The organism is Streptomyces sp. NBC_00271 (genome assembly GCF_036178845.1).
In the GTDB taxonomy this organism is placed as follows: domain Bacteria; phylum Actinomycetota; class Actinomycetes; order Streptomycetales; family Streptomycetaceae; genus Streptomyces.
On sequence record NZ_CP108070.1, the window covers coordinates 5,181,734 to 5,203,109 of the forward strand.

Below are 21,376 nucleotides of genomic sequence, written 5' to 3' on the forward strand. Positions count from 1 at the left end.
GTCAGTGGGCCGGGTTCCAGGTTCTGGCCCGCAGGGGCATTCCGGAGGCGCCGGACGGCTCGGGGGTCCTGATCGCCAGTACCTGGTTGACGCCGATGCGGTTGCGCTCGAAGGCGACCGCGGAGGCCGCCATGTACAGACGCCAGACACGGGCGCGGCCCGGACCGGTGAGCGCCACGGCCCGCGCCCACTGCGCCTCCAGGTTGGTGACCCAGCGGCGGAGCGTGAGGGCGTAGTGCTCGCGGATCGACTCGACGTCGCGGACCTCGAACCCGGCGCGTTCCAGCTGGGTGACGGTCGTGCCGATGGGCGCGAGCTCGCCGTCCGGGAAGACGTAGGCGTCGATGAACTCGTCGACGTCGTACGCCGATTCGTCCCGCCGGGGCGGCCGTGCGATCTGGTGGTTGAGCAACCGCCCGCCCGGCTTGAGGAGGCGGTACAGCACCTCGGCGTACTCCAGGTAGCGCTCGGCGCCCACGTGTTCGGCCATGCCGATGGAGGAGATCGCGTCGTACGGCCCGTCGGCGACGTCCCGGTAGTCCTGCACCCGGATCTCCACCCGGTCGGTCAGCCCCTCGTCCGCGACCCGTTTACGGGCGTACGCGGCCTGCTCGTGCGAGAGCGTGACCCCGACGACGCTCACGCCGTGCTCGCGGGCGGCGTGGATCGCCATCGAGCCCCAGCCGCAGCCGACGTCGAGGAGCCGCTGCCCCGGCCTCAGATCGAGTTTCTGCGCGATGAGTTCCAGCTTGTCGCGCTGGGCGTCCTCGAGGGTGCCGCCGTCCTCCCAGTAGGCGCACGAGTAGACCATCGAGGGCCCGAGGACGATCTCGTAGAAGTCGTTGCCCACGTCGTAGTGGTGGCTGATGGCGCGCTGGTCGCTGCGCTTGGTGTGGAGGTGGCGGCGGCGCCTGCGCATCTCTTCCTGGGGCGGGCTGGGCGGCAACGGGAGGCCGCCCATCTTCACCAGTCCGCGGACGGCGGCCCGTACCTCCGGATCGCGCAGAGCCTCCGCGAGGCCCCGCGCGTCCTCGCCCCGGTCCCAGATGAACCCCGACAGCAGGTCGAGCGCGGTGTAGAGGTCGCCCTCCACCCCCAGGTCCCCGGCGACCCAGGCCCGAGCGAGCCCCACCTCACCCGGTTTCCACAGCAGCCGGCGCAGGGCGCGCCGGTTGCGCACGACGACGGCGGGGGCGCCGGGAGGGCCCGCTTCCGAGCCGTCCCAGGCGCGGATGCGGATCGGGAGCGAGGCCCCCACCAACTGTTCGACAAGGCTCTTCAGCCGCGGCGCGGCGTCCTGCATGGCGTACACCTCCGAGACAAAACTCCCGAACGCTCCAACACCACGTAAACACCAACTGGCCTCGCGCGCAGTCCCCCTTCCGCGTTACAGCTGAGCAAAATACTTGTACTCGCCACGTTCTTTCGAGGGGGTGAGAGGGTCGCACGCTCCGGAAAGCCGGGCGCCCCGAGGCTTTCCGGGGCGCGGGGCTGAGGCATGGTGCGCCTTTGCCGCGTGGGCGTGCCCGGCCCCCACCGGCCCGCGGCCGAACAACGCCGAAGGGACCTCCCGCACCACGGATGGCGGAAGGTCCCTCAGGGACGAACAGGTGACCGGAGGTCAGGAGGCCTTGGCCTTCTCCTCGGTCTTGGCGACGGCCGGAGCCGCGGCGGCAGCCGGAGCCGGAGCCGGCTTCGCGGCCTCGTAGAACTCCTCACGAGGCGTCTCGATCGCACCGAGCGAGACGACCTCACGCTTGAGGAACATCGCGAGCGTCCAGTCGGCGAAGACGCGGATCTTACGGTTCCACGTCGGCATCGCCAGCCCGTGGTAGCCGCGGTGCATGTACCAGGCCAGGCGACCCTTGACCTTGATCTTCATCTTGCCCATGACGATCATGGCGACGCCCTTGTGCAGGCCGAGACCCGCGACAGCGCCCTTGTTGGCGTGCGAGTACTCCTTCTGCGGGAAGCCCCGCATACCGGAGACCACGTTGTCGCCGAGCACCTTGGCCTGACGGAGCGCGTGCTGCGCGTTCGGCGGGCACCAGGCGTTCTCGACCCCGGCCTTGCGCGCGGCGACGTCCGGCACCTGGGCGTTGTCGCCGGCGGCCCAGATGTAGTCCGTGCCCTGCACCTGGAGGGTGGTCTGGGTGTCCACGTGACCACGCGGGCCGAGCGGCAGACCGAAGCGGGAGAGGACGGGGTTCGGCTTGACGCCGGCCGTCCACACGATGGTGTTGGAGTCGACCTCGAGGCCGTTCTTCAGCACGACGTGGCCGTCGACGCAGGAGTCCATGGAGGTGGAGAGGTAGATCTCCACGCCACGGCTCTCCAGGTGCTCCTTGCCGTACTGGCCGAGCTTGGGGCCGACCTCGGGAAGGATCTTGTCCGCGGCGTCGACGAGGATGAAGCGCATGTCCTCGCGGGACACGTTGGTGTAGTACTTCGACGCGTCGCGGGCCATGTCCTCGACCTCGCCGATGGTCTCCGCACCCGCGAAGCCACCACCCACGAAGACGAAGGTGAGCGCCTTGCGGCGGATGTCCTCGTCCGTGGTCGAGTCAGCCTTGTCGAGCTGCTCGAGGACGTGGTTGCGCAGGCCGATGGACTCCTCGATGCCCTTCATACCGATGCCCTGTTCGGCGAGGCCGGGGATCGGGAAGGTGCGGGAGACCGCGCCCATCGCGATGACGAGGTAGTCGAAAGGCAGCTCGTACGCCTCGCCCACGAGGGGGGCGATCGTGGCGACCTTGCGGTCCTGGTCGATGGTGGTGACCCGGCCGGTGAGGACCTCCGCCTTGGGCAGGACGCGTCGCAACGGGACGACGACGTGCCGAGGGGAGATGCTGCCGGCGGCGGCTTCGGGGAGGAAGGGCTGGTAGGTCATGTACGACCGGGGGTCAACGACCGTGACGGTCGCCTCGCCGTAGCGCATCTTCTTGAGAATGCGCCGAGCTGCGTACAGGCCTACGTACCCACCGCCTACTACGAGGATCCTGGGACGCTCCGTGGTGCTCATGCCATCGAGTATCCACCCGCCCCTGGAGGGTCGCTCGTGCGCCCCTTCACAAGCTTGGGTGGGGCCTCTGCTACACTGCGCCGCTCACGTGACCCAAGTCATGGCGGCGAGGGGGAACCACCGTGTAGTGGCGACCGTTGTCAACACCGCGTGAGCTGCCGCTCCGGGTGTCCGAACCGGTCGAACCACCCCTCCACTTCACCCGCCGGAAACACTCCCGGAACACTCCGTTGAGCACCCTCCCGAGCCTGGTGAGCCCCCTAAGAGCACTCAAGGGGGCTCATCGTCCCCCCAGTGGCCCGAATTCCTTGTGAAGAACTTCACGAAGTTTTCCGGCGGCGTGTCGCCGAGAGGGCCCGAATGGCCCCCTGGGCGCGCTCATACGTTATCCGACCTGCTCAAGGGAGGCTACCGGCAGGTAGTAAAGGCTCCCTCACCTCAAGAGCCGCACCCGGAAACGGCACCCCTCGGCCCCGTCCGGTCAGCCCTTCACGCGATGGACCACGCGATCCCGTCCAGGATGTCGTGCTCGCTCACCACGACCTCCGTCGCACCGATCCGCTCCATGATCGCGAGCAGGACGAGGGCACCGGCCGCGATGACGTCGACGCGCCCCGGGTGCATGGAAGGGATCGCGGCGCGCTCGGCGTGGGTGGAGACCAACAGCCGCTCGGTGATCTCGCGGACCTTCTCGTACGGGATCCGGGAGTGGTGGATGGCGGCCGAATCGTAGGCGGCGAGTTCCAGCGCGACGGCCGCGACCGTGGTGACCGAACCCGCGAGGCCGACGAGCGTGTGGGCCTCGCGCAACGGGACCGTCCGCTCGGCGAGGTCGAGGGCCGCCTCGATGTCGGCGCGGATGGCCTCGATCTCGGCGGGGGTCGGCGGGTCGCTGACGACCCCGTCGTGCACGAGGTGCCGCTCGGTCATCCGTACGCAGCCGATGTCCACGGAGCGGGCGGCGCGCACGTGGTCGTCACCGACGACCAGTTCGGTGGACCCGCCGCCGATGTCCACGACCAGGTAGGGCCTGGCGAGGTCGTCCCGGCCCGTCAGTTCCTTGGTCGCGCCGGTGAAGGAGAACTCGGCCTCCTCGTCGCCGGTGATGACCTCGGGCTCGACACCCAGGATGTCCAGCACGCCGCGTACGAAATCGTCCCGGTTCTCCGCGTCGCGGGAGGCGGAGGTCGCCACGAAGCGCAGTCGCTCCGCGCCGTGCCGCTTGATGATCGCCGCGTACTCGCGGCAGGCCGCGAAGGTGCGCTCCAGGGCCTCGGGGGCGAGGCGTCCGGTGCGGTCGACGCCCTGGCCGAGCCGGACGATCGTCATCCGGCGGTCCAGATCGACGAGTTCCCCCGTCACCGGGTTCGCGTCAGCGACGAGGAGGCGGATCGAATTCGTACCGCAGTCGATGGCGGCGACCCTGGTCATCGGTTGTTGTCTCCTGCTCGTGAATTCGTTTCGACGACGCGCGACCGGCCCCGGCCCTTCAGGGGCGCGGGGAACGGCGCGCTCAACCCCCACCGGCCCGCAGACAAAGTGCTCCGGGCGTATGGGGATCCGGGGCGAAGCCCCGCCCTGGGGGGCGCGGGGAACTGCGCGCCCAGCCCCCACCGGTCCGCGGACAAAGCACTCGGCGCAGACGGGGTATCGGGGCGAAGCCCCGCCCTGGGGGGCGCGGGGAACTGCGCGCTCAACCCCCACCCACCCGCAGACAGAACACGCACCGGGAAGAGGGGGCGCAGCCCCTTCACTCCCCCTCGGACGGCGGCTCCGCCGCCACCACGCACGCACCCTTGCGCCACCACTCCGGCAGCATCGCGATCGCCTCGTCGCCCAGCGGATTCACCCCGGGCCCCGCGGCCAGCGAGTGCGCCACCAGCACATGCAGACACTTCACCCGGTCCGGCATCCCACCGGCGCTCGGAAAGCCCGCCAGCACCTCGATGGCGTCGCGCCGCGCGATGTAGTCCTCGTGGGCGGCCCGGTACGCGGCGGCCAGCTCGGGATCGGTCGCCAGCCGGTCCGTCATCTCCTTCATGACACCGTTGGCCTCCAGCGTGCCGATCGCGGAGGCCGCGCGCGGGCACGTGAGGTAGTACGTCGTCGGGAACGGCGTACCGTCCGGCAGCCGGGGCGCCGTCTCCACCACGTCCGGCTGACCGCAGGGACAGCGGTGCGCGATCGCCCGCAGCCCGCGCGGTGGCCGGCCGAGCTGTTGCTTGAAGGCCTCGACGTCCGCGTCGGTCGGCTCGGTGCGCGGGGTGGGCGGCGGGGGCGTTTCCATGCCTGTGCTCAAGTCTCTTTCTTCTTCAATTCACCGGTTCACCGGTCGTCAGGTCACCGGTCGTCAGGTCACCGGCCATCAGGTCACCGGTCGGACTGGTCCGACTTGTCGACGCCGTCCCAGACGTTGGCGTACCAGGGGCGGGCTGCCACCCCCAGATCCGTACGCGACTGCTTCGCCGCGTCCGGGTCGATCACGACGTATCCGGTCTCGCCCGGCATCACATAGTGCAGCCGTTCCCGGATCTGCTGCTTCGCGTACGCGTCGTCCTGCCAACGCGCCTTGAGGTCACGCAGCTGTTCGACCCGGGCGCGGGCCTGCTCCTGCTGTCGCTCCAGATCGGCGATCTCGGCGCGCTGGGACACGTACTGCCTTATCGGGTACGCGAGGGCCACGATCAGAGAACAGAGTACGAGAGCCAGCAGCGCGGCGCGGCCGGTCAGGCGTGAGCGGCGGGCCTGGCGCTTGGTCTGCGAGCGGTAGACCCGGGCCGCCGTCTGCTCGCCGAGCAGCTTCAGCCTGGTCGCGGTGGAGAACCGGTCCCGGTCCTTCACGGCCATGTCCCGCCTCCCGTTCACACGCGCGTACGTCCCCGGACACGGTACGGGACCGGGTACGGGGACGTACGTACGACTGGCTAAGGCTTGACCCTCCGCGGGTGTCAGCCCTTGAAGCGGGGGAACGCGCTGCGGCCGGCGTACACCGCGGCGTCGTCGAGGATCTCCTCGATGCGCAGCAGCTGGTTGTACTTGGCGACGCGGTCCGAGCGGGCCGGGGCGCCGGTCTTGATCTGGCCGCAGTTCACCGCGACGGCGAGGTCGGCGATGGTGACGTCCTCGGTCTCACCGGAGCGGTGGGACATCATGCACTTGAAGCCGTTGCGCTGGGCCATCTCGACGGCGTCCAGGGTCTCGGTCAGCGAGCCGATCTGGTTGACCTTGACGAGCAGGGCGTTCGCGGAGCCCTCCTCGATGCCACGGGCCAGGCGCTCCGGGTTGGTGACGAAGAGGTCGTCGCCGACGATCTGGACCTTGTCGCCCAGCTTCTCGGTGATGACGTTCCAGCCGGCCCAGTCGTCCTCGTACAGCGGGTCCTCGATGGAGACCAGCGGGTACGCGGAGACGAGCTCCTCGTAGTACTCGGTCATCTCGGCGGCCGAGCGGGACTTGCCCTCGAACTCGTACTTGCCGTCCTTGTAGAACTCGGACGCGGCGACGTCGAGCGCGAGCGCGATCTGCTCGCCGGGGATGTAACCGGCCTGCTTGATGGCCTCGAGGATGAGGTCGAGCGCGGCGCGGTTCGACTCCAGGTTCGGGGCGAAGCCGCCCTCGTCGCCGAGGCCGGTGGACAGGCCCTTGGTCTTCAGCACCTTCTTGAGGGTGTGGTAGACCTCGGCACCCCAGCGCAGGGCCTCGGAGAAGGACTCCGCGCCGATCGGGGCGATCATGAACTCCTGGATGTCCACGTTGGAGTCGGCGTGCGAGCCGCCGTTCAGGATGTTCATCATCGGAACGGGCAGCAGGTGCGCGTTCGGGCCGCCCAGGTAGCGGAAGAGGGGGAGGTCGGACGCCTCGGAGGCGGCGTGCGCGACGGCGAGCGAGACGCCGAGGATGGCGTTGGCGCCGAGCGAGCCCTTGTTGTCGGTGGCGTCCAGGTCGAACATCGCCTGGTCGATCAGGCGCTGCTCGGTGGCGTCGTAACCGACGAGCTCCGGGCCGATCTGCTCGATGACGGCGAGGACGGCCTTCTCGACACCCTTGCCGCCGTAACGGTTGGGGTCACCGTCACGGAGCTCGATGGCCTCGAAGGCGCCGGTGGACGCGCCGGACGGAACGGCGGCACGACCCGTGCTGCCGTCGTCGAGGCCGACCTCGACCTCGACCGTGGGGTTGCCTCGGGAGTCCAGGATTTCCCGGGCTACGACGACGTCGATGGACGGCACGAGCATCTCCTTCTGGGATGTGACGCGGGTACGCGGAGCCTGTGATGGCTTCGCGACATGAGCCTAACCGCCCCGGGGGGATCGGCCAGCCGGTCGCCCACCCCTTGGGCAGAACTGAACGTACACATTGTTCCAGAACGGAACAAAAACGGGTACGGAAATCCGGGTACGAAATGCTCGGCGCGAAGTGCTGGAGACGAAAGACCCCGCTCCGGCGCGTACGGGGGAACACGCACCGGAGCGGGGAGCCCGTGGGGACGGGGGTGACCCTCACCGGGGTCTCCAGTGTGGAGACCCCTTTTATGCGGGACCTGTCATTCAGCCGAGGTGAAGCTGCCGATCATCAGCTGAGGTGCAGGCGCTGACCCGGGTAGATGAAGTCGGCGTCCTCGACGATGTCCTTGTTCAGCTTGAACAGCTGCTGCCAGCCGCCCTTGACCTGCTTCTTCTCGGCGATCGAGCTGAGGCTGTCACCCTTGACGACCTTGTACTCGCCGTCGCCCTTCTTGACCTTCTTGCCGGTCGGGGTGGAGACGGTCTTCTCGGCGGCCGGGCGCGACGCCGAACGGGAGGCCGCGGTGTCCGTCGAGCGGGTGGTGGTGCTGGTGCTCGGCGAGCTGTTCGACGAGGAGCTGTTCGAGGAGGACGAGGTCGACGGGGCGCTCGCACCGCCGGTGTACGCGGCGCTCGACAGGCCCGTGCCACAGGTCGGCCAGGCGCCCTTGCCCTGCGCGGCGAGGACCTTCTCGCCGACGGTGATCTGCTGGGACTTGGAGGCCTGGTTGGCGGTCGCGGCGTACGCGGTGCCGCCGTACGCGGCCCAGGTGGAGGCCGAGAACTGCAGACCGCCGTAGTAGCCGTTGCCGGTGTTGATGGACCAGTTCCCGCCGGACTCGCACTGGGCGACGGCGTCCCACTGGGAGGCGGTGGCGGCGGAGGCGTTGCCGGCCGCCATCAGCGGAGCGGCGATGGCGACACCGGTGACGCCGGCGAGCGTGGCGACACGCGTGGCCTTGGACGGACGGCGGTGCTTGCCCTTGCTGGAAAACAGCATGGAGAGATCCCCTCACCGACGCCTGCGAGGTGAGCTGTCGGGTTCGGGCGGGTGAGTGCCCGGCCGTGCGCTCTGAGCGCTCGGCTTCACCCCAAGCCGCTCCCGGTCAACTACCGGGCGCGGCGCATACCTTGGGTCCCCCGCTCCTGCCTACGGCGCTGACGCGTCGACTGTTCCCGTACGGCCGTTGGCAGGATTCGGCGTTGACGACCATCGGGGCCCGCTGTGGCGAGCGGTGACGACCGTAAGCAGGCGATCGGCTGAATTCCAAAGACGATCAGGGCCTTTGAGATCCATCTCTCACTCGCGCCAAACCGGACATTACACAGCGAACCATGACGCGAACTGCCCCTACTTTTCGCCCGATTCAGCACCAACTGCAAGGCTCTGACCGGGAAGGATGAGGTTCGGGTCGACGCCGACCGTCTTCTTGTTCGCGTCGTACAGCTCGGCCCATCCGCCTTCGAGGTCAAGGGCGTCCGCGATGGTCCAGAGATTGTCTCCGGCGCGCACGACGTAGGAGCCGTCGACGGCCTCGCGGGAGGCGCCGGCGCCTCGCGAGGCGTGCCGCCCGGAGGAGTCGTCGCTACGGCCGTCCACGGCGCTGTCGGTGGTGTTCTCGTCCGCGGTGCCGCCACGGTGGCGCCCCGCACCGGTCGTCGCGTTCTCGGACGTACCGGAAGAGTCGCCGCCCTGGCCGGAGTTGCCCGAGTCGTCGCTCTTCGTCGTTTCCGTGTCGGAGCCGTCCGCCCCCTGGGTGTCACCGCCGGCGTCGGCCTTCGTCGTGTTCTCGGTCGCCTTCGAGGACGAACCGGACGAAGACGAATCGGACTTCGAGCCGGACGAGCCGGAAGAGCCGGAAGAGCCGGAAGAGCCGGACGGAGTCGAAGTCGCGGACGAAGTGGACGAATCGGATGAACCAGATGAGTCCGATGTACTGGACGAGTCGTTCGCCACGCCCGTGTCGACCAGGATGTCGCCCGAGTGCTTGCTCAGCCCGGAGAGCGGTCCGCAGGTCGGCCAGGCGCTGAGGCCCCGGTCGTCGAGGAGCTTCTCGGCGATGGCTATCTGCTGCGAGCGGCTGGCCTCGTCGGCGCTCGACGCGTAGGCGAGACCGCCGTACTTCTCCCAGTCCGCCTGGCTGATCTGGAGCCCGCCGTAATACCCGTTGCCGCTGTCGGCACTCCACTGGCCGGCGCTCTCGCACTCGGCGACCCGGTCCCACGTGGTGCCGTCGGCCGCGCTCGCGCTGGTGGCACCGAGCAACGGGATCGCGATGGCGGATCCGGTCACTCCTGCCGCGACGATGAGGGCTGGGGCCTGACGGGGGCGACGATGGCGGCCGTTCCCGGAGAGCATGCGGAAGCCTTTCACGTGACAGCAGGTGACTACGCGACGTGTGAGTCGCGTTGACGAGTGAACGTATCCGCACCCGAACGCTTGTCACAAGTCGATGCAGCGTAGATCACGTGAAGATCACAGAGTTGAGTACGCGTCAGGTTTGAGCGCCCGTAGGTGTATGGTCGCCCGCTATCGCGAGACCGGTACCGGAGGCGTGAACTCCACTGGAAGCGTGCGCAATCCGCGCATAATGAGCCCGCCGCGCCAGCGCAAATCGGCCGAATCCCCCGCGAGTTGGAGGTCGGGGAGACGGGTGAGGAGGGTGGCGAGCGCGGTCTGACCCTCCAGGCGGGCGAGCGGGGCGCCGAGGCAGTAGTGGATGCCGTGGCCGTAGCCGAGGTGTTGGTTGTCACGGCGGGAGAGGTCGAGCGTGTCCGGCCGTTCGAACCGCGCGGGGTCACGGTCCGCAGCCGCGAGGACCACGAGGACGGGGTCGCCGGGCGCGATGCCTTGACCGCCGATGCACACGGCCTCGGTCGCGAACCGCCACGTGGCCAGTTCCACGGGCCCGTCGTATCGGAGGAGTTCCTCGACGCCGGTCTCGAGGAGTTCGCGTTCACGGGCGGCGAGGGACTTCTGCAGGCGCGCGCGCTGCTCGGGGTGGGTGAGGAGGGCGTACGTGCCGTTGCCGATGAGATTGACGGTCGTCTCGAACCCGGCGAAGAGCAGGATGAAGGCCATGGCGGCGGCCTCGTTCTCCGTGAGGTGCTCGCCGTGGTCGGACGCGCGGATGAGACCGGAGATGAGGTCCTCACCGGGCGCGGGCGTGTCGGGAAGGCCTTCCCGCTTCTTGTGAATGAGCTCGAGCAGATACCCGCGCATCTTCTTGACCGACCGCGCGACCCCGCCCCGCGGTCCGCCACCGTGCCGGATCATCATCCCCGCCCAGTCCCGGAAGTCGTCCTGGTCCTCGCGGGGCACGCCCAGCAGGTCGCAGATGGCGTAAATGGGGAGCGGGAACGCGAACTCGTGGATCAGGTCCGCGGAACCCTTCGCCGCGAACTGGTCGATCAGTTGATCGGTGAGCTCCTGCACGCGCGGCGCGAACTCGGCCACCCGTCGCGGCGTGAACGCCTTCGAGACCAGCCGCCGCAGCCGGGTGTGGTCCGGCGGGTCGATGTTCAGCAGATGCGTCATCAACTCGGCCTTGCGCTCCCCCGGAATACCCGTCTTCCCTTTCGCATGGGCGGGTTCGTCGTGGTGCGCCGGATTCTTGCTGAGCCGCGTGTCGGCGAGCGCCTGCTTGGCGTCCGCGTACCGCGTCACCAGCCAGGCCTCCACCCCACTCGGCAGCCGCGTCCTGTGCACGGGGGCGTGCTCCCGCAGCCAGGCGTACGCGGGGTAGGGGTCGCTGGCGAACTCCCAGGTGAAGAGTTCCGGGGCGGGGCTGAACGGCGGCGGCTGATCGGTCACTCCCTGACGGTATCCGGAGGGAGGGGGAGCGGGGTGGGGGCGGTATGCGTGTGGGGGCGATGCAGAACGCGCCCCATTCATCCCGGGCTATCCCGAAATCGACTGCTGTTTGACTCCACGGCTCGCCTCCTCCCTAAATTCGCGCCGTGGACCCCGAAATACTCAGATCCAGCTTCGCGGTCGTCGAGAGACGGGCCGAGTTCGCGGTCAAGTACTTCTACTCGCATCTCTTCCGGCACAACCCGGATGTCCGCGGGCTCTTCCCCCTGGACTTCCCGGAGGACATGGAGCGACAGCGGGACCGGTTGTTCGCGGCACTCACATATGTGATGGAGCGGCTGGAGGATCCGACGCTGCCGGGGTACCTGCGGGAGCTGGGACGGGACCACCGGAAGTACCTGGCCGAGCCGGAGCACTACGCCGCCGTGGGGGCGAGCCTGATCGCCGCGTTCGCCGCCGTCGCGGGGTCGGCCTGGAGCGCGGAGGCGGAGAAGGCCTGGGCCGAGGCGTACGGGGCGATCACGAACGTCATGCTCCAAGGCGCGTGGGAGGCACAGCACGAGGGTGAACCGCCCTGGTGGGACGCCGAGGTCGTGTCCCGGACCCGGCACGGCGACGACCTCGTCGTACTGACCCTCCGCCCGCACCAGCGGCTGCGCTACTCCCCCGGCCAGTACGTCAGCGTCAGCGTCCCCCATCTGCCGGGCATCTGGCGCCCGTACTCGCTCGGCAACGCGCCCCGCGCCGACCACACCGTCGACCTGCACGTCAGCCGCGTGGAGGACGGGGTGCTGTCCACCGCCCTGGTCCGCCAGACCCGGGAGGGCGATGTCCTGCGGCTCGGCGCACCCGGCGGCGCCCTGACCCTGCGGGCGCCGGTGGAACGGCCGCTGACCCTCATCGCGGCCGGCACCGGATGGGCCCCCGTCAAGGCGCTGCTCCAGCAACTGGACGCCACGCACGAGGCCCGGCTGTTCCTCGTGGCCCGCGACACCTCGTACCTCTACGACCGGTCGGCCGTGGAACGACTCCAGTCCCGGTTACCCCGCCTCGGCGTCACCTTCATCACCCCCGCACCCGGCCGCCCCAAGGCCCAGGCCACCGAGCGCCTGCTGACCGCGCTGGGCAACCGCGCAGGCTGGGCCCGCCACGACGTCTATCTCGCCGGGCCGCCCCAGCTCGTCGAAGAGATCGCCGAGGCCCTTCCCGCCCTCGGCACCCCGCCGGAACAGATCTTCCACGACCTCCTCCCACCCGCCGACCCCAGCCGCCCCCGCCCGCTGGGCCCCGCGGAGTGGCTCCTGGACCGCCCCCACCCCAACTGGCACAACCCGACAAGCCGCGCCCCCCACACGTAGCCCTGGGGTCCCTCCCCCTCCCCCTCCCCTCCCCCTCTCCCACCCCGTTTCCGCTTCCTCAGCCCGTCTCCGTCGCCCGGATCGCGTCCCGGTAGGCCCGCGCCGCCGCGCGCAGGGCCGCCTCCGGGTCCACTCCCTCGGCCTCCGCGTGGGCGGCCACGGCCAGCAGTTCGTAGCCGACGCCTTCGCCTCGGGGGAGTTCGACCTCAAGTCCCGCCGTGCGCACGCGCGATGCCAGCTTCGCCGCGAGGGCCAGGCCCGGCTGGCCCAGCGGTATCCCCTCCGTCACGGACGTCCGCCGCTTCTCCTCGGCCTTGGTGCGCAGCCAGTGCTCCTTGACCTCCTCGGGGGTCGTGGCCGTCTCGTCGCCGAACACGTGCGGGTGGCGGTGGATCAGCTTGGCGACGATGCCGCCGGCCACGTCGTCGATGGAGAAGGGAGCCTCGGCGTCCTCCTCCGCGATCCTGGCGTGGAAGACGACCTGGAGCAGCACGTCGCCGAGCTCTTCCCTGAGCTCGTCCCGGTCGCCCTCCTCGATCGCCTCGACGAGCTCGTACGCCTCCTCGATCCCGTATTTCGCGAGGCCCTTGTGGGTCTGCTGGGACGACCACGGGCACTCGACGCGGATGCGGTCCATGACCTGGACGAGGTCGAGAAGGCGGGCGCCCGGCAGGTCGTACGAGGCCGGGAGCAGCTCCAGGTCGGGCATCTGTATGCGGCCGGAGCCGGCGAGGCGGGCCAGGCCGTCGGTGAGGCGCGGCTCGCCCTCCCCGGTGGCGACGACGACCACCGTGCGGCCACCGGCGCAGGCGTCCACCAGGTCCTGGGCATCGGGGGAAGCCTCGTCGACGGTGATGCCCGCCTCACGCAGATAGGGCAGCTGCGGATGTGCGCCGTCCGCGCACAGCACCTGGTCGGCGGCGCGCAGCACCTGCCAGGCGGGCCAGGACAGCAGCCCGGGGGCGACGCGGTGGCTGGTGGTGAGCAGGACGATACGGCCGGGGTCGGGAACCGGGGCGGTGGCGTCGGAGCTGGTTGCGTTCACCCCACGAACGTAACCCACGCCACCGACGCCCCCAGGAGTTATCCACAGGCCGGGAGGCGACCGACCCGTTTATCCACAGCCCCGTCCCCAGGCCAGTACCCGGCGTTGCCCCATGACCTACTGGGCTCTCACCGACCTACTGACTACTGACCTACCGACCTACTACGCCGTCTGCTGCGTCCCCGTCGACGTGACTTCCCGCAGCCAGGGCGTCTTCACATCGACGCGGCTGCTCTTCTGGACGTCCCAGGCGCCGTAGCGCGGGTTCAGATCGACGTTCAGCTTCTTGGACGCGTCGGACATGGCCTTCCAGAACATGGCCTTGCCGTCGGTGGTGTTCATGTCGGCACCGAGCGCGGCGGCGAGCTTCTGGGCCTCGATCTCGGTACGGAGGTTGTCGTCGAGACGCTGGGGAGCCACCCCGTACTGCTGCAGCCAGGCCGTCTCCAGCGCCTTCGCACCGCCCGCCTGGCCCTCCAGCGTCGCCCGCATCCGCTGGGTGTCCGCGCGGGTGACGCTCACGCCCGCGTCCTTGGCGGCCCGGTCGAGAACCTGGTCGAGGACCATGGTGCGCAGGGTGTCGCGGCCGAGGCTGCCGGTCTTGGCGACGACCTGCTCGTACTGGGCCTCGTCCTTGACGGCGGCCCGCTGTGCCGAGCGCACCTCGTTCACCCGGCTCTCCAACTGCGCGACCGTGATCCGACGGCCACCGACGACGGCCGCGGCGCCTGCGTGCGCCTCGCCACCGCACGCCGTGAGAAGGGGGGCCGCTGCGACGATCGCGGCGGAGAGGACGAACACGGTGCGACGGCGGCGGTGCAAGGAAACCTCCCGAGGAGATTGTGCGACGGTGCACAAAGTCTTGCGGTGATCGATGGTAGGCAGTGGCCCGGCTCTCGGCCAGCCATTCGACCAACGATTCGCGGAGACTTCAGATACCGGCGCGGCCGACGTGACGAGCGGGACGGCCACCGTCCGCTCGTACGACCGTTCACATGCGCTCGTACGACCGATCAGATCAACTCGTGCGACCGATCAAGTCCGGTCGCACGACCGGCCCGTCGGGGCGTACGGCGGATCGCGTCCTGTCGTACCGGCCCCGGCTAACCGCGCGTCTTGACCTCGCGCTCGACGACCCCGGCGACCTCGGCGCGCAGTCCGTCGCCGACGCGCGTCACGGTGATGTTCTTGGCGCCCGTGGAATCGGCTCCGGCGTCCCCCACCAGCACGAAGTCGACCTTCTGGTACTGCGGGGCGGTCTGCGTGGCCGCCGTGACCTCGGGTTTTCCGGTCGCGACGACCACGTCGCAGGACCGCTGGAGCAGGCCGTTGAGGTAGGGCCGCGCGTTGGCCGCGGACTGTTCACCGGTCACCGGGACGTAGCTCACACGCGCGTGCGTCTTGAGGGACGCGTCCTGCATGCCCTGCCAGACCTCGGCCGCCGTGGTCCCGGCCGTGATCCCGTCCTTGCCGGTCAGCAGGCAGGCGTCGACGTCCTTGTAGTGGCGGGCCCGGGTGTCGGGCGCCTGTCGCTTCGTGTCGGTGCGGGAGAGGAAGTAGCCGGTGACGGCGACCGCGACCGCGACGATCACGGCACCCGCCACCATCGCGACACCTCTGCCGCCCAGCACACGCGGCCACTGGAGTACCGCCCGCACACCGGCGCCGAGCCTCGACTCCTGCGTGGCGTCGCGCGCCGCCTTCGCGCGCTGCGCCTGCGGCACCTGCCTGACCCGCTTGACCACGTGGTTCCCGTACTTCCGCTTCTTCGGTCTTCCGCGCTTCCGTTGCTTTCGTGCGGCCCGTGCGGCCGATGCGACCCGTGCGGCCGGTCCCGCCGGTCCGGCCGGTGCGCCGCTGGTACCCGACGCGCCGGGGCCAGACCGTCCAGGCGTGCACCGCCGCGCCGACCATCGACACCAGGATCAGGAGCACGTCGTCCGCGAACTCGAGGCCGTGGGTGGTCTCGGGTCAGCCGGTGATGGCGACCGGCGCGTCCCAGGCGTCGCGGTCCACGGTGATCGTGTAACCGCCGATGGTCTCCTTGCTGTTGACCATGTACTGGTGGGCGCGGCTGTGGCCGGTGAACTGGGTGGAACCCCACGGCCAGTCCGAGGTCGTCGTGTTGGCCTTGTCCCACAGCGCGTACCAGAGGTTGCCCGGCAGGTCCGTCTTGTCGGTCGCGGTCGCGATGGCCTTGGCGCTGGAGCTGGTGAAGCCGTAGAACCCGGTCCGGTACGTCTTGGCGTGCAGCGCCTTGTCGAAGGCGCGTACGTAGGTCAGCGTGGCCTTGTTGCACGCCGCGTTCGTGATGTCGTACGACTCCATGTCCAGGTAGATCGGGCTGCCCGCCTTCATGCCCAGCGCGGACGCCTTGGCCACCGCGTCCGCGGCGTCGGTGGCGCCGAGCGAGGCGGCGTTGGTGGCGGTGAGCTTCTCCGGGTTGGAGCCGGTCTGGCAGGACGGCTGGGCGCCGACGTACAGCGGGATGAGCTTCCAGCCCAGGGTGCTGACCGACTTCACCCAGGACGCGGTGAGGTTGGGCTGGCTGCAGCCGCGGTTCTTGCCGCCGATGTAGACGGCGGCGGCTCCGTAGAAGCCGGTGTGCCAGGCCTTCATCGCCGTCAGCGAGGGTGCGGCACAGGTGTCGAAGGCCCGGCCCGTGAACGTCCGCTGGGCGGGCCAGGTGGTCGCCGCCATGGACGTCTGCGCCGCGATCCCGGCCCCGGCGACCACGGCCGCGCCTGCCGTCGCCCAAGCGATGTAACGGCCCTTCTTAGACATCCGATGGCTGGACATCCCCACCCCATTCATGACACGCGCACGTCACGGCGCGCGGAGCGCGCAGAACATGCGGTCATATAGATCGAATCAAGACACTTCAAGACAGTTGGGCCCCGTCGGCGCCCATCCCGGCTCACCGACGAGAGAGGGTGACCGACCCCCGGCGCGCGGGGCGGATCGCACCGTAACCGACGCCACCCCCTTGATCGGGAAACCTCGTATCTCAATCGCCACAAGAATCCCTCAAGCCACGGCAAAACATGGAGAGTCCATGGAACCCCGGCCCGATCGAGCCCCTCTTTTACCGATCTTTGGTACCCCGGTGGCTGTGCATGGCCTGTGCACCCATAGAGTCCGCTCGGTTCAACAGCACCACTTCTCAAAGAAGGACTCAGACATCCCGATGCGTCACCCCTCTCGCACGGCCAAGGCCCTGCTCGCCGCAGCCGTGCTCCCGCTCGCCCTGGCGGCCTGCTCCTCCGGAACCACCGCTCAGCCCTCGTCCGCCAAGACGAAGCAGGCCAAGGACCCCAACGCCGGTCTGCTGACAGGCGCGCAACTCAAGAAGGCGCTGGCGCCCGCGTCCTTCTTCGCCACCGGTTTCGCGGTCGACCCCAGCGGTGCACGGGACTCCGGCACCACGTACACCGCCCCGAGTTCCTCCCCCGCGCCGAAGCCGGACTGCTCCCTGCTGGGCGGCACCAGCTGGATAACGATCACCGGCGACTCGGGGGTGTCCTTCGCCCAGAACGACTACGTCAGCAAGAACACGTCCGAGGACATCGCCCAGGAGATCGACACCTTCCGCGGAACGACCTCAACGACCGTGCTGACGAACCTGGAGAAGATCGCCACCACGTGCGCGACCTTCACCGACTCCGACACGCACACCAAGGTGAAGGTCACCGGCGCCACCACGCCCGGCCTGGGCGACGCCGCGTACACCATCACCCTGACCGACAGCGCCTGGGAGAACGGCACGACCCTGATCGCCGTGCGCGCCGGCACCGACGTCGTCAGCGTCATGTCCACGGACGGGCACGACAACGGCGCCGCCACGGCGAAGAAGCTGGCGACCCGGATCGTGACGTCCCTGAAGGGCGAACACCAGCACGCATGACCCATCGGGTGGGAACATGACACCCCGAGATGTTTCTCGGAGCCCGGGAAACATCTCGGGGGGGCTCGTAGGGCGCTGGTGAGTGCTCGGGGGGTGTGATGGGCATGGGCAAGCGCTTGGAAGCCGGCTGGGCGCAGCGGCTCGCGTGGTCGGTTCTGGTGATCGTGTCGCTGGGGCTGCTGGTGTGGGTGCCGTTCCTGTATGTGGCGATCCGCCGCGGCCGGGGCTCGGACTGGGGCGCCTTCTCCGCGTTCGCGCTGTACGAGCTGGTGACGCTGTTGTGGACGACCATCGAGTCGGACGCGGGCGATCTCATCTTCGGCGCGGTCGTCATCTTCACTCTGGCGATGGCGGTCTGCCTGCTGTTGTTCGCGCTGTTCGACAAGCGCACGCCGAAGTACGCCGCGGCGAACGCGGGTCTGGTGCCGGGGCCCTTCCCGGGTCCGGCGCCGGGCAACCCGTATCTGCGCTGAGGTCACCCGGAGACCCGCGTCCCCGTACGGGGTCGAGGCGCCGGGTGGTTCACCCCCGCCGGGTGCTTCGCACCACCCTGACGGCCGGCCAGGCCAGCAGCGCCCCGACGGCCCACAGGAAGACGGTGAGGGCGGCCCATTCCCCGGTGCTGGTCTCCGGGTCCGAGAAGCCGAAGACGGTGTACGAGAGGGCCAGGAGGGACCACAGCCCCGCGAGGAGCCCGAAGATGACGAGCATCGCCGTCTGCCCGCCGGTACGCCGCGCCACCGTCTTCCGCTGAACCGCACCGGCGGATCCCCTGGCATCCCCCGCCGAAGCGGCACCCGCCGACTGCCGCTGCCGCTGCTGCCGGGGCGGCAGCCGCACCACCGCGCTCGGAGGCACCGCCGCGTCGATGGTCGCCATGGTGTGCGCGTCGATCCCGTACTCCCCCGGCTCCACCTCCACGGACAGCCCGTCGGTGCCGATGAGCCGGCGCCCGCCGTCGGGCCAGCTGAGCAGGGCGGCGCACGCGCGATAGAGCACGGTGGCCGCCTCGCCCCCCGCCGTCAGGCTGACCCCCTCGCCCCCGACGACCATGGCCGGCCCGTCCTTGCGTACGGCCTCGAACCGCGTGCCCGTGACGGCGTACGACGACGTGGTCGGGGCCGCCGTGTATCCGGCCCAGTCGGCCCGGTGCCCCGAGGGAGCCTGCAGCAACGCCGTCCCGGCGGCCTCCAGCGCCACCGCGTGCACATGCTGCGGTGTCATCGCCCACAGCTCGGCGCGCAGTTCGTCGAGCCCGCGCGGCGGACGGTGGGCGAGCAGTTCCTCCGCCGCGCCCGGCAGCCGCCGTACGGCCGCGTCGGGCGCGGTCAGCGTGGCGTCGCTGCGCCCGCGTACGGCCTCCAGGTCGGCCTGCGCGATCCGGCCCACCTGGAGGCCCGCGAGCACGTCGACGAACCCGCCGAGGACCGCGTCCTGCTTGGCGGGCAGCGCGTCCGCGAAGGCGGTGACGGTCGCGAAACCGTCCCGGCGCGAGGTGTAGTCGCTGGCCGCCGTGTAGGAGTAGCCGCCCTCCTGACGCAGGGAGCGGGAGAGTTCGCGTTCCAGGACACCGGCGTAGAGCCGGGCGGCGGTGGTGTCGGTGACGACGGCGTCGAGCAGGACGCCGCCCTTGCCGTCGGAGAAGTAGGCGGGGGCGGTGGGGAGGGCGGAGGTGACGGCGGGCATCGGGCGCCGCTGACCGGCGGGCAGTTTGAGCGAGAGCCCGGCCGGCAGCCGCTCCCCAGCGATCCACAGCACGGCGTTGTCCCGGGTGAACCAGGTCCCGGCCCATTCCCGTACGTCGTCCGGCCGCACCCCCCGTACGCCCCACTCCGGATAGCTGACCAGCCCGTACCCCTGGGCCCCGTACCGCCACAGCGGCAGTTGTCCGGGCTCCCGGCTCGCCTCCTCGGTGCGCAGGATCTCCTTCTCGGTCTCCAGCCGCTCCATGGGCAGATCGAGGAGGGATGTGCACACGCCGTCGAGGTAGGCGACGATCTCGTGCTCGGCGCCCTCCACGTGGAAGTGCGTGAACGCGGCCTTGGTCGCGCCGTTGAAGTGGTAGTCGGCCAGGCCTTGGCGGTGCAGCGCCAGGTGCTCCACCAGGTGGGTGATCCCGGCCCCGGCGAGCGTCTCGTCGGCGACACCGACGCGGAAGACCAGTCCGGCACGCATGGGCCCGGTGGCGTACGCGAAGAGGGTGGGTATGCCGTCGACCTCGGTGTGATGGATGCCCTGGCTCATCGTCTGCCTCTGCCTGTCTTGTTCGGCATCCACTCAGCCTCTTCCGAGGGCGGCGGAACGGTGTTTGACGTACGCGTCCGCGGGCTTGCCGAGGTAACTCCACGGGTAGTCGGAGGCCAGGTTGCCCAGGGCGCGGAAGTGCGCGGCGGCGCGTGCGGTGTCGCCGATCAGCGAGAAGAGCGCGGCGAAGACGCCCTGGATGGTGACCCACCCGTACGCGGGTCGGTAGTACGGGTGCAGGACGGACCGTTCGGCGGCCTCGACGAGTTCGGCGTGGACGTGCGGCCGGCGCAGATAGTCGGTCCGTTCACTCCCCGCGGAGGGCAGATCGAGCCAGCGCTCCAGGTGCGCCTCCGCCACCAGACCACCGCTGAGCGACCCTTCGGGCGAATTCAGCAGGCACTCGCGGGCGAACCCGTGTGCCGCCTCCCAGCTCCCGCTCCACTTGGGACACAGCTGCTGAAGCAGCCGGGCCTGTCCGGTCAAGTGGTGCGGGTGGTACGCGGCCAGTCGGTCGTACCTTCGCCGCGCCTCGTTCTGCCCGAGCTGCAGTCCCATGGCCGTGGTCAGGCGCGCGGCCCAGGCCGCGTCGTGGGACGGGTCGAGGGCGGTGGCCCGGATGAGCAGCCGCTCGGCCTGCCGCAGATGCTCGTGCAACTGCCGGAACTGCTCCCGGCTGACGTGCTCGGCGCGCGCGCTGCTCCGGATCTCCCAGCCGATCTCGATCTCGCGGGTCCCGAGCGTGGTGAGGGCCAGTACGTCGTCGGGGGCGGCGGCGACGAGTTCCCGCAGGAAGTGCTCGACGCCGGGCACCTCGGCGACGACCCGGACGAGGAACGCCCGGTCGGTGCCCTGCGGCAGTCCGTCGGCGTACCTCCTGATTCCCGCCCAGTCCCGCGCGGCGGTGGCCTGCCGCAGCCAGCCGACCTCGGGGAAGGCGGAGGCGAGTTCGAAGTCGGGGGGTGGGAGGGACGCGTCGGTCGACATGGAGCGGATGGTAAGTGGCGGGTTGGAGACGGTTTTCGCCCAGGTGTGGGGAGGTTGTGGGAACACAAGGCCCAAACGGTGCATACGGGCGTTGACTTGACCCTTCGATGACTGATCTTGACCGAGCCATGACTCGAACTTGAGTTCGCCTTGTGGGAGGTGACTTTCCGCCTTTCCGGTGGCTTGGAAGAATCCATGCCGTCCCTGTCACCGCCACGGCCACCTCACCGTCGCAGTCGCCCCACCCTCACCAGGAGCCCCACCCGTGGCACTCAACGCCCGTCGCGCCAGATAACTGCTCGAGGCCTCGGCCCCCTTGCTGCTCCAGGGCGAGCAGGTCGAACTCACGAGTCTGGCCGGCATCGGAACGGTCTCGGTGCGCAAACAGGCCCTCACCGCGGCGGTGGTCGGCGTACTCAGCGCGGGAACGGTGATGGCGACGGTCACCCCGCGCCCGATGTACCTCGTCCTGACGAACCAGCGGATCCTGTTCTTCGACGGCAACCGCGGCGGCAAGCCGGGCAAGTTGCTGATGAACCTCCCGCGCCCGTACGTCACCGCGAGCGCGCCCAAGAAGACCTTCCTCGGCCTCAAGGTGGTCACCCACCTGACCGTCGAGGGCCAGGAGGGCGCCCTCAAGGTCGACTTCCCGGTCCAGACCCGCGCCGACGGCCACCGGTTCGCGACGGCTCTGCCGGTGACGCGCTGACCTCGACCAC

General features: G+C 69.8%; 19 protein-coding genes and 1 riboswitch. Of the genes, 4 read left to right on the plus strand and 15 right to left on the minus strand.

What is annotated here, in order from left to right:
- Window position 1 precedes the first annotated feature (1 nt).
- The 9 genes from OG798_RS23770 to OG798_RS23810 form a co-directional block, all read right to left on the minus strand.
- Entirely contained in the window at window positions 2-1,303 is a 1,302-nt protein-coding gene (locus tag OG798_RS23770) for an SAM-dependent methyltransferase (RefSeq protein WP_095858009.1), read from the minus strand.
- Window positions 1,304-1,621: 318 nt separating this feature from the next.
- Window positions 1,622-3,022, minus strand: a complete 1,401-nt coding sequence (locus OG798_RS23775) for an NAD(P)/FAD-dependent oxidoreductase (protein ID WP_261687652.1) — start codon at window positions 3,020-3,022, stop codon at window positions 1,622-1,624.
- A 489-nt stretch (window positions 3,023-3,511) separates the two neighbouring features.
- Window positions 3,512-4,453: a Ppx/GppA phosphatase family protein gene (locus OG798_RS23780; protein WP_097225651.1), complete on the minus strand. Its 942-nt coding sequence runs from the start codon at window positions 4,451-4,453 to the stop codon at window positions 3,512-3,514.
- A 319-nt stretch (window positions 4,454-4,772) separates the two neighbouring features.
- On the minus strand, window positions 4,773-5,309 hold the full coding sequence (locus OG798_RS23785) for a DUF501 domain-containing protein (RefSeq protein WP_054237267.1): 537 nt from the start codon (window positions 5,307-5,309) through the stop codon (window positions 4,773-4,775).
- Between the two features lie 83 nt (window positions 5,310-5,392).
- Complete coding sequence (locus OG798_RS23790; RefSeq protein ID WP_095854241.1) at window positions 5,393-5,869, minus strand: FtsB family cell division protein; 477 nt, start codon at window positions 5,867-5,869, stop codon at window positions 5,393-5,395.
- Window positions 5,870-5,970: 101 nt separating this feature from the next.
- On the minus strand, window positions 5,971-7,257 hold the full coding sequence (gene eno, locus OG798_RS23795; RefSeq protein WP_060897729.1) for a phosphopyruvate hydratase: 1,287 nt from the start codon (window positions 7,255-7,257) through the stop codon (window positions 5,971-5,973).
- 337 nt (window positions 7,258-7,594) lie between these two features.
- Window positions 7,595-8,305 carry a LysM peptidoglycan-binding domain-containing protein gene (locus OG798_RS23800; protein ID WP_121415929.1) on the minus strand — a complete coding sequence of 237 codons (711 nt, stop codon included), beginning with the start codon at window positions 8,303-8,305 and terminating at the stop codon, window positions 7,595-7,597.
- 4 nt (window positions 8,306-8,309) lie between these two features.
- Window positions 8,310-8,473: riboswitch (cyclic di-AMP (ydaO/yuaA leader) on the minus strand.
- 183 nt (window positions 8,474-8,656) lie between these two features.
- Complete coding sequence (locus tag OG798_RS23805) at window positions 8,657-9,598, minus strand: LysM peptidoglycan-binding domain-containing protein (protein WP_328757644.1); 942 nt, start codon at window positions 9,596-9,598, stop codon at window positions 8,657-8,659.
- Between the two features lie 237 nt (window positions 9,599-9,835).
- Window positions 9,836-11,119 (minus strand): cytochrome P450 family protein, encoded by a 1,284-nt coding sequence (locus OG798_RS23810; protein ID WP_097225649.1) that lies wholly within the window; start codon window positions 11,117-11,119, stop codon window positions 9,836-9,838.
- Between the two features lie 146 nt (window positions 11,120-11,265).
- Between OG798_RS23810 and OG798_RS23815 the strand changes: the two genes are divergently transcribed.
- Window positions 11,266-12,477 carry a globin domain-containing protein gene (locus OG798_RS23815; RefSeq protein WP_097225648.1) on the plus strand — a complete coding sequence of 404 codons (1,212 nt, stop codon included), beginning with the start codon at window positions 11,266-11,268 and terminating at the stop codon, window positions 12,475-12,477.
- A 58-nt stretch (window positions 12,478-12,535) separates the two neighbouring features.
- Here the strand turns inward: OG798_RS23815 and OG798_RS23820 are convergent, their stop codons facing one another.
- The 4 genes from OG798_RS23820 to OG798_RS23835 all read right to left on the minus strand — a co-directional run bounded on the left by OG798_RS23820 (window position 12,536) and on the right by OG798_RS23835 (window position 16,321).
- Window positions 12,536-13,522, minus strand: coding sequence for a nucleoside triphosphate pyrophosphohydrolase (locus OG798_RS23820; protein ID WP_121418454.1), 987 nt, complete (start codon window positions 13,520-13,522; stop codon window positions 12,536-12,538).
- A 162-nt stretch (window positions 13,523-13,684) separates the two neighbouring features.
- Entirely contained in the window at window positions 13,685-14,344 is a 660-nt protein-coding gene (locus tag OG798_RS23825; protein WP_095854235.1) for a SurA N-terminal domain-containing protein, read from the minus strand.
- Window positions 14,345-14,625: 281 nt separating this feature from the next.
- Window positions 14,626-15,267 carry a hypothetical protein gene (locus OG798_RS23830; RefSeq protein WP_097225646.1) on the minus strand — a complete coding sequence of 214 codons (642 nt, stop codon included), beginning with the start codon at window positions 15,265-15,267 and terminating at the stop codon, window positions 14,626-14,628.
- A 226-nt stretch (window positions 15,268-15,493) separates the two neighbouring features.
- Complete coding sequence (locus tag OG798_RS23835) at window positions 15,494-16,321, minus strand: glycoside hydrolase domain-containing protein (RefSeq protein WP_121415926.1); 828 nt, start codon at window positions 16,319-16,321, stop codon at window positions 15,494-15,496.
- 388 nt (window positions 16,322-16,709) lie between these two features.
- Here OG798_RS23835 and OG798_RS23840 point away from each other — a divergent pair, with 388 nt between their 5' ends.
- Window positions 16,710-17,426 (plus strand): hypothetical protein, encoded by a 717-nt coding sequence (locus OG798_RS23840; protein WP_095854232.1) that lies wholly within the window; start codon window positions 16,710-16,712, stop codon window positions 17,424-17,426.
- Between the two features lie 104 nt (window positions 17,427-17,530).
- Window positions 17,531-17,899 (plus strand): hypothetical protein, encoded by a 369-nt coding sequence (locus OG798_RS23845; RefSeq protein ID WP_183127303.1) that lies wholly within the window; start codon window positions 17,531-17,533, stop codon window positions 17,897-17,899.
- Between the two features lie 49 nt (window positions 17,900-17,948).
- Here the strand turns inward: OG798_RS23845 and OG798_RS23850 are convergent, their stop codons facing one another.
- Window positions 17,949-19,670, minus strand: coding sequence for an insulinase family protein (locus OG798_RS23850; RefSeq protein WP_121415925.1), 1,722 nt, complete (start codon window positions 19,668-19,670; stop codon window positions 17,949-17,951).
- Between the two features lie 33 nt (window positions 19,671-19,703).
- Window positions 19,704-20,657 carry a hypothetical protein gene (locus tag OG798_RS23855; protein ID WP_095854230.1) on the minus strand — a complete coding sequence of 318 codons (954 nt, stop codon included), beginning with the start codon at window positions 20,655-20,657 and terminating at the stop codon, window positions 19,704-19,706.
- A 316-nt stretch (window positions 20,658-20,973) separates the two neighbouring features.
- Between OG798_RS23855 and OG798_RS23860 the strand changes: the two genes are divergently transcribed.
- On the plus strand, window positions 20,974-21,366 hold the full coding sequence (locus tag OG798_RS23860; RefSeq protein ID WP_254650787.1) for a hypothetical protein: 393 nt from the start codon (window positions 20,974-20,976) through the stop codon (window positions 21,364-21,366).
- Window positions 21,367-21,376: the final 10 nt, after the last annotated feature.

Bases quoted from the DNA above. Each gene is read 5' to 3' on its own strand.
- OG798_RS23770 (WP_095858009.1), bottom strand. From the start codon at position 1,303: ATGCAGGACGCCGCGCCGCGGCTGAAGAGCCTTGTCGAACAGTTGGTG.
- OG798_RS23775 (WP_261687652.1), bottom strand. From the start codon at position 3,022: ATGAGCACCACGGAGCGTCCCAGGATCCTCGTAGTAGGCGGTGGGTAC.
- OG798_RS23780 (WP_097225651.1), bottom strand. From the start codon at position 4,453: ATGACCAGGGTCGCCGCCATCGACTGCGGTACGAATTCGATCCGCCTC.
- OG798_RS23785 (WP_054237267.1), bottom strand. From the start codon at position 5,309: ATGGAAACGCCCCCGCCGCCCACCCCGCGCACCGAGCCGACCGACGCG.
- OG798_RS23790 (WP_095854241.1), bottom strand. From the start codon at position 5,869: ATGGCCGTGAAGGACCGGGACCGGTTCTCCACCGCGACCAGGCTGAAG.
- eno (WP_060897729.1), bottom strand. From the start codon at position 7,257: ATGCTCGTGCCGTCCATCGACGTCGTCGTAGCCCGGGAAATCCTGGAC.
- OG798_RS23800 (WP_121415929.1), bottom strand. From the start codon at position 8,305: ATGCTGTTTTCCAGCAAGGGCAAGCACCGCCGTCCGTCCAAGGCCACG.
- OG798_RS23835 (WP_121415926.1), bottom strand. From the start codon at position 16,321: ATGTCCAGCCATCGGATGTCTAAGAAGGGCCGTTACATCGCTTGGGCG.
- OG798_RS23840 (WP_095854232.1), top strand. From the start codon at position 16,710: ATGCGTCACCCCTCTCGCACGGCCAAGGCCCTGCTCGCCGCAGCCGTG.
- OG798_RS23845 (WP_183127303.1), top strand. From the start codon at position 17,531: ATGGGCAAGCGCTTGGAAGCCGGCTGGGCGCAGCGGCTCGCGTGGTCG.
- OG798_RS23850 (WP_121415925.1), bottom strand. From the start codon at position 19,670: ATGAGCCAGGGCATCCATCACACCGAGGTCGACGGCATACCCACCCTC.
- OG798_RS23855 (WP_095854230.1), bottom strand. From the start codon at position 20,657: ATGTCGACCGACGCGTCCCTCCCACCCCCCGACTTCGAACTCGCCTCC.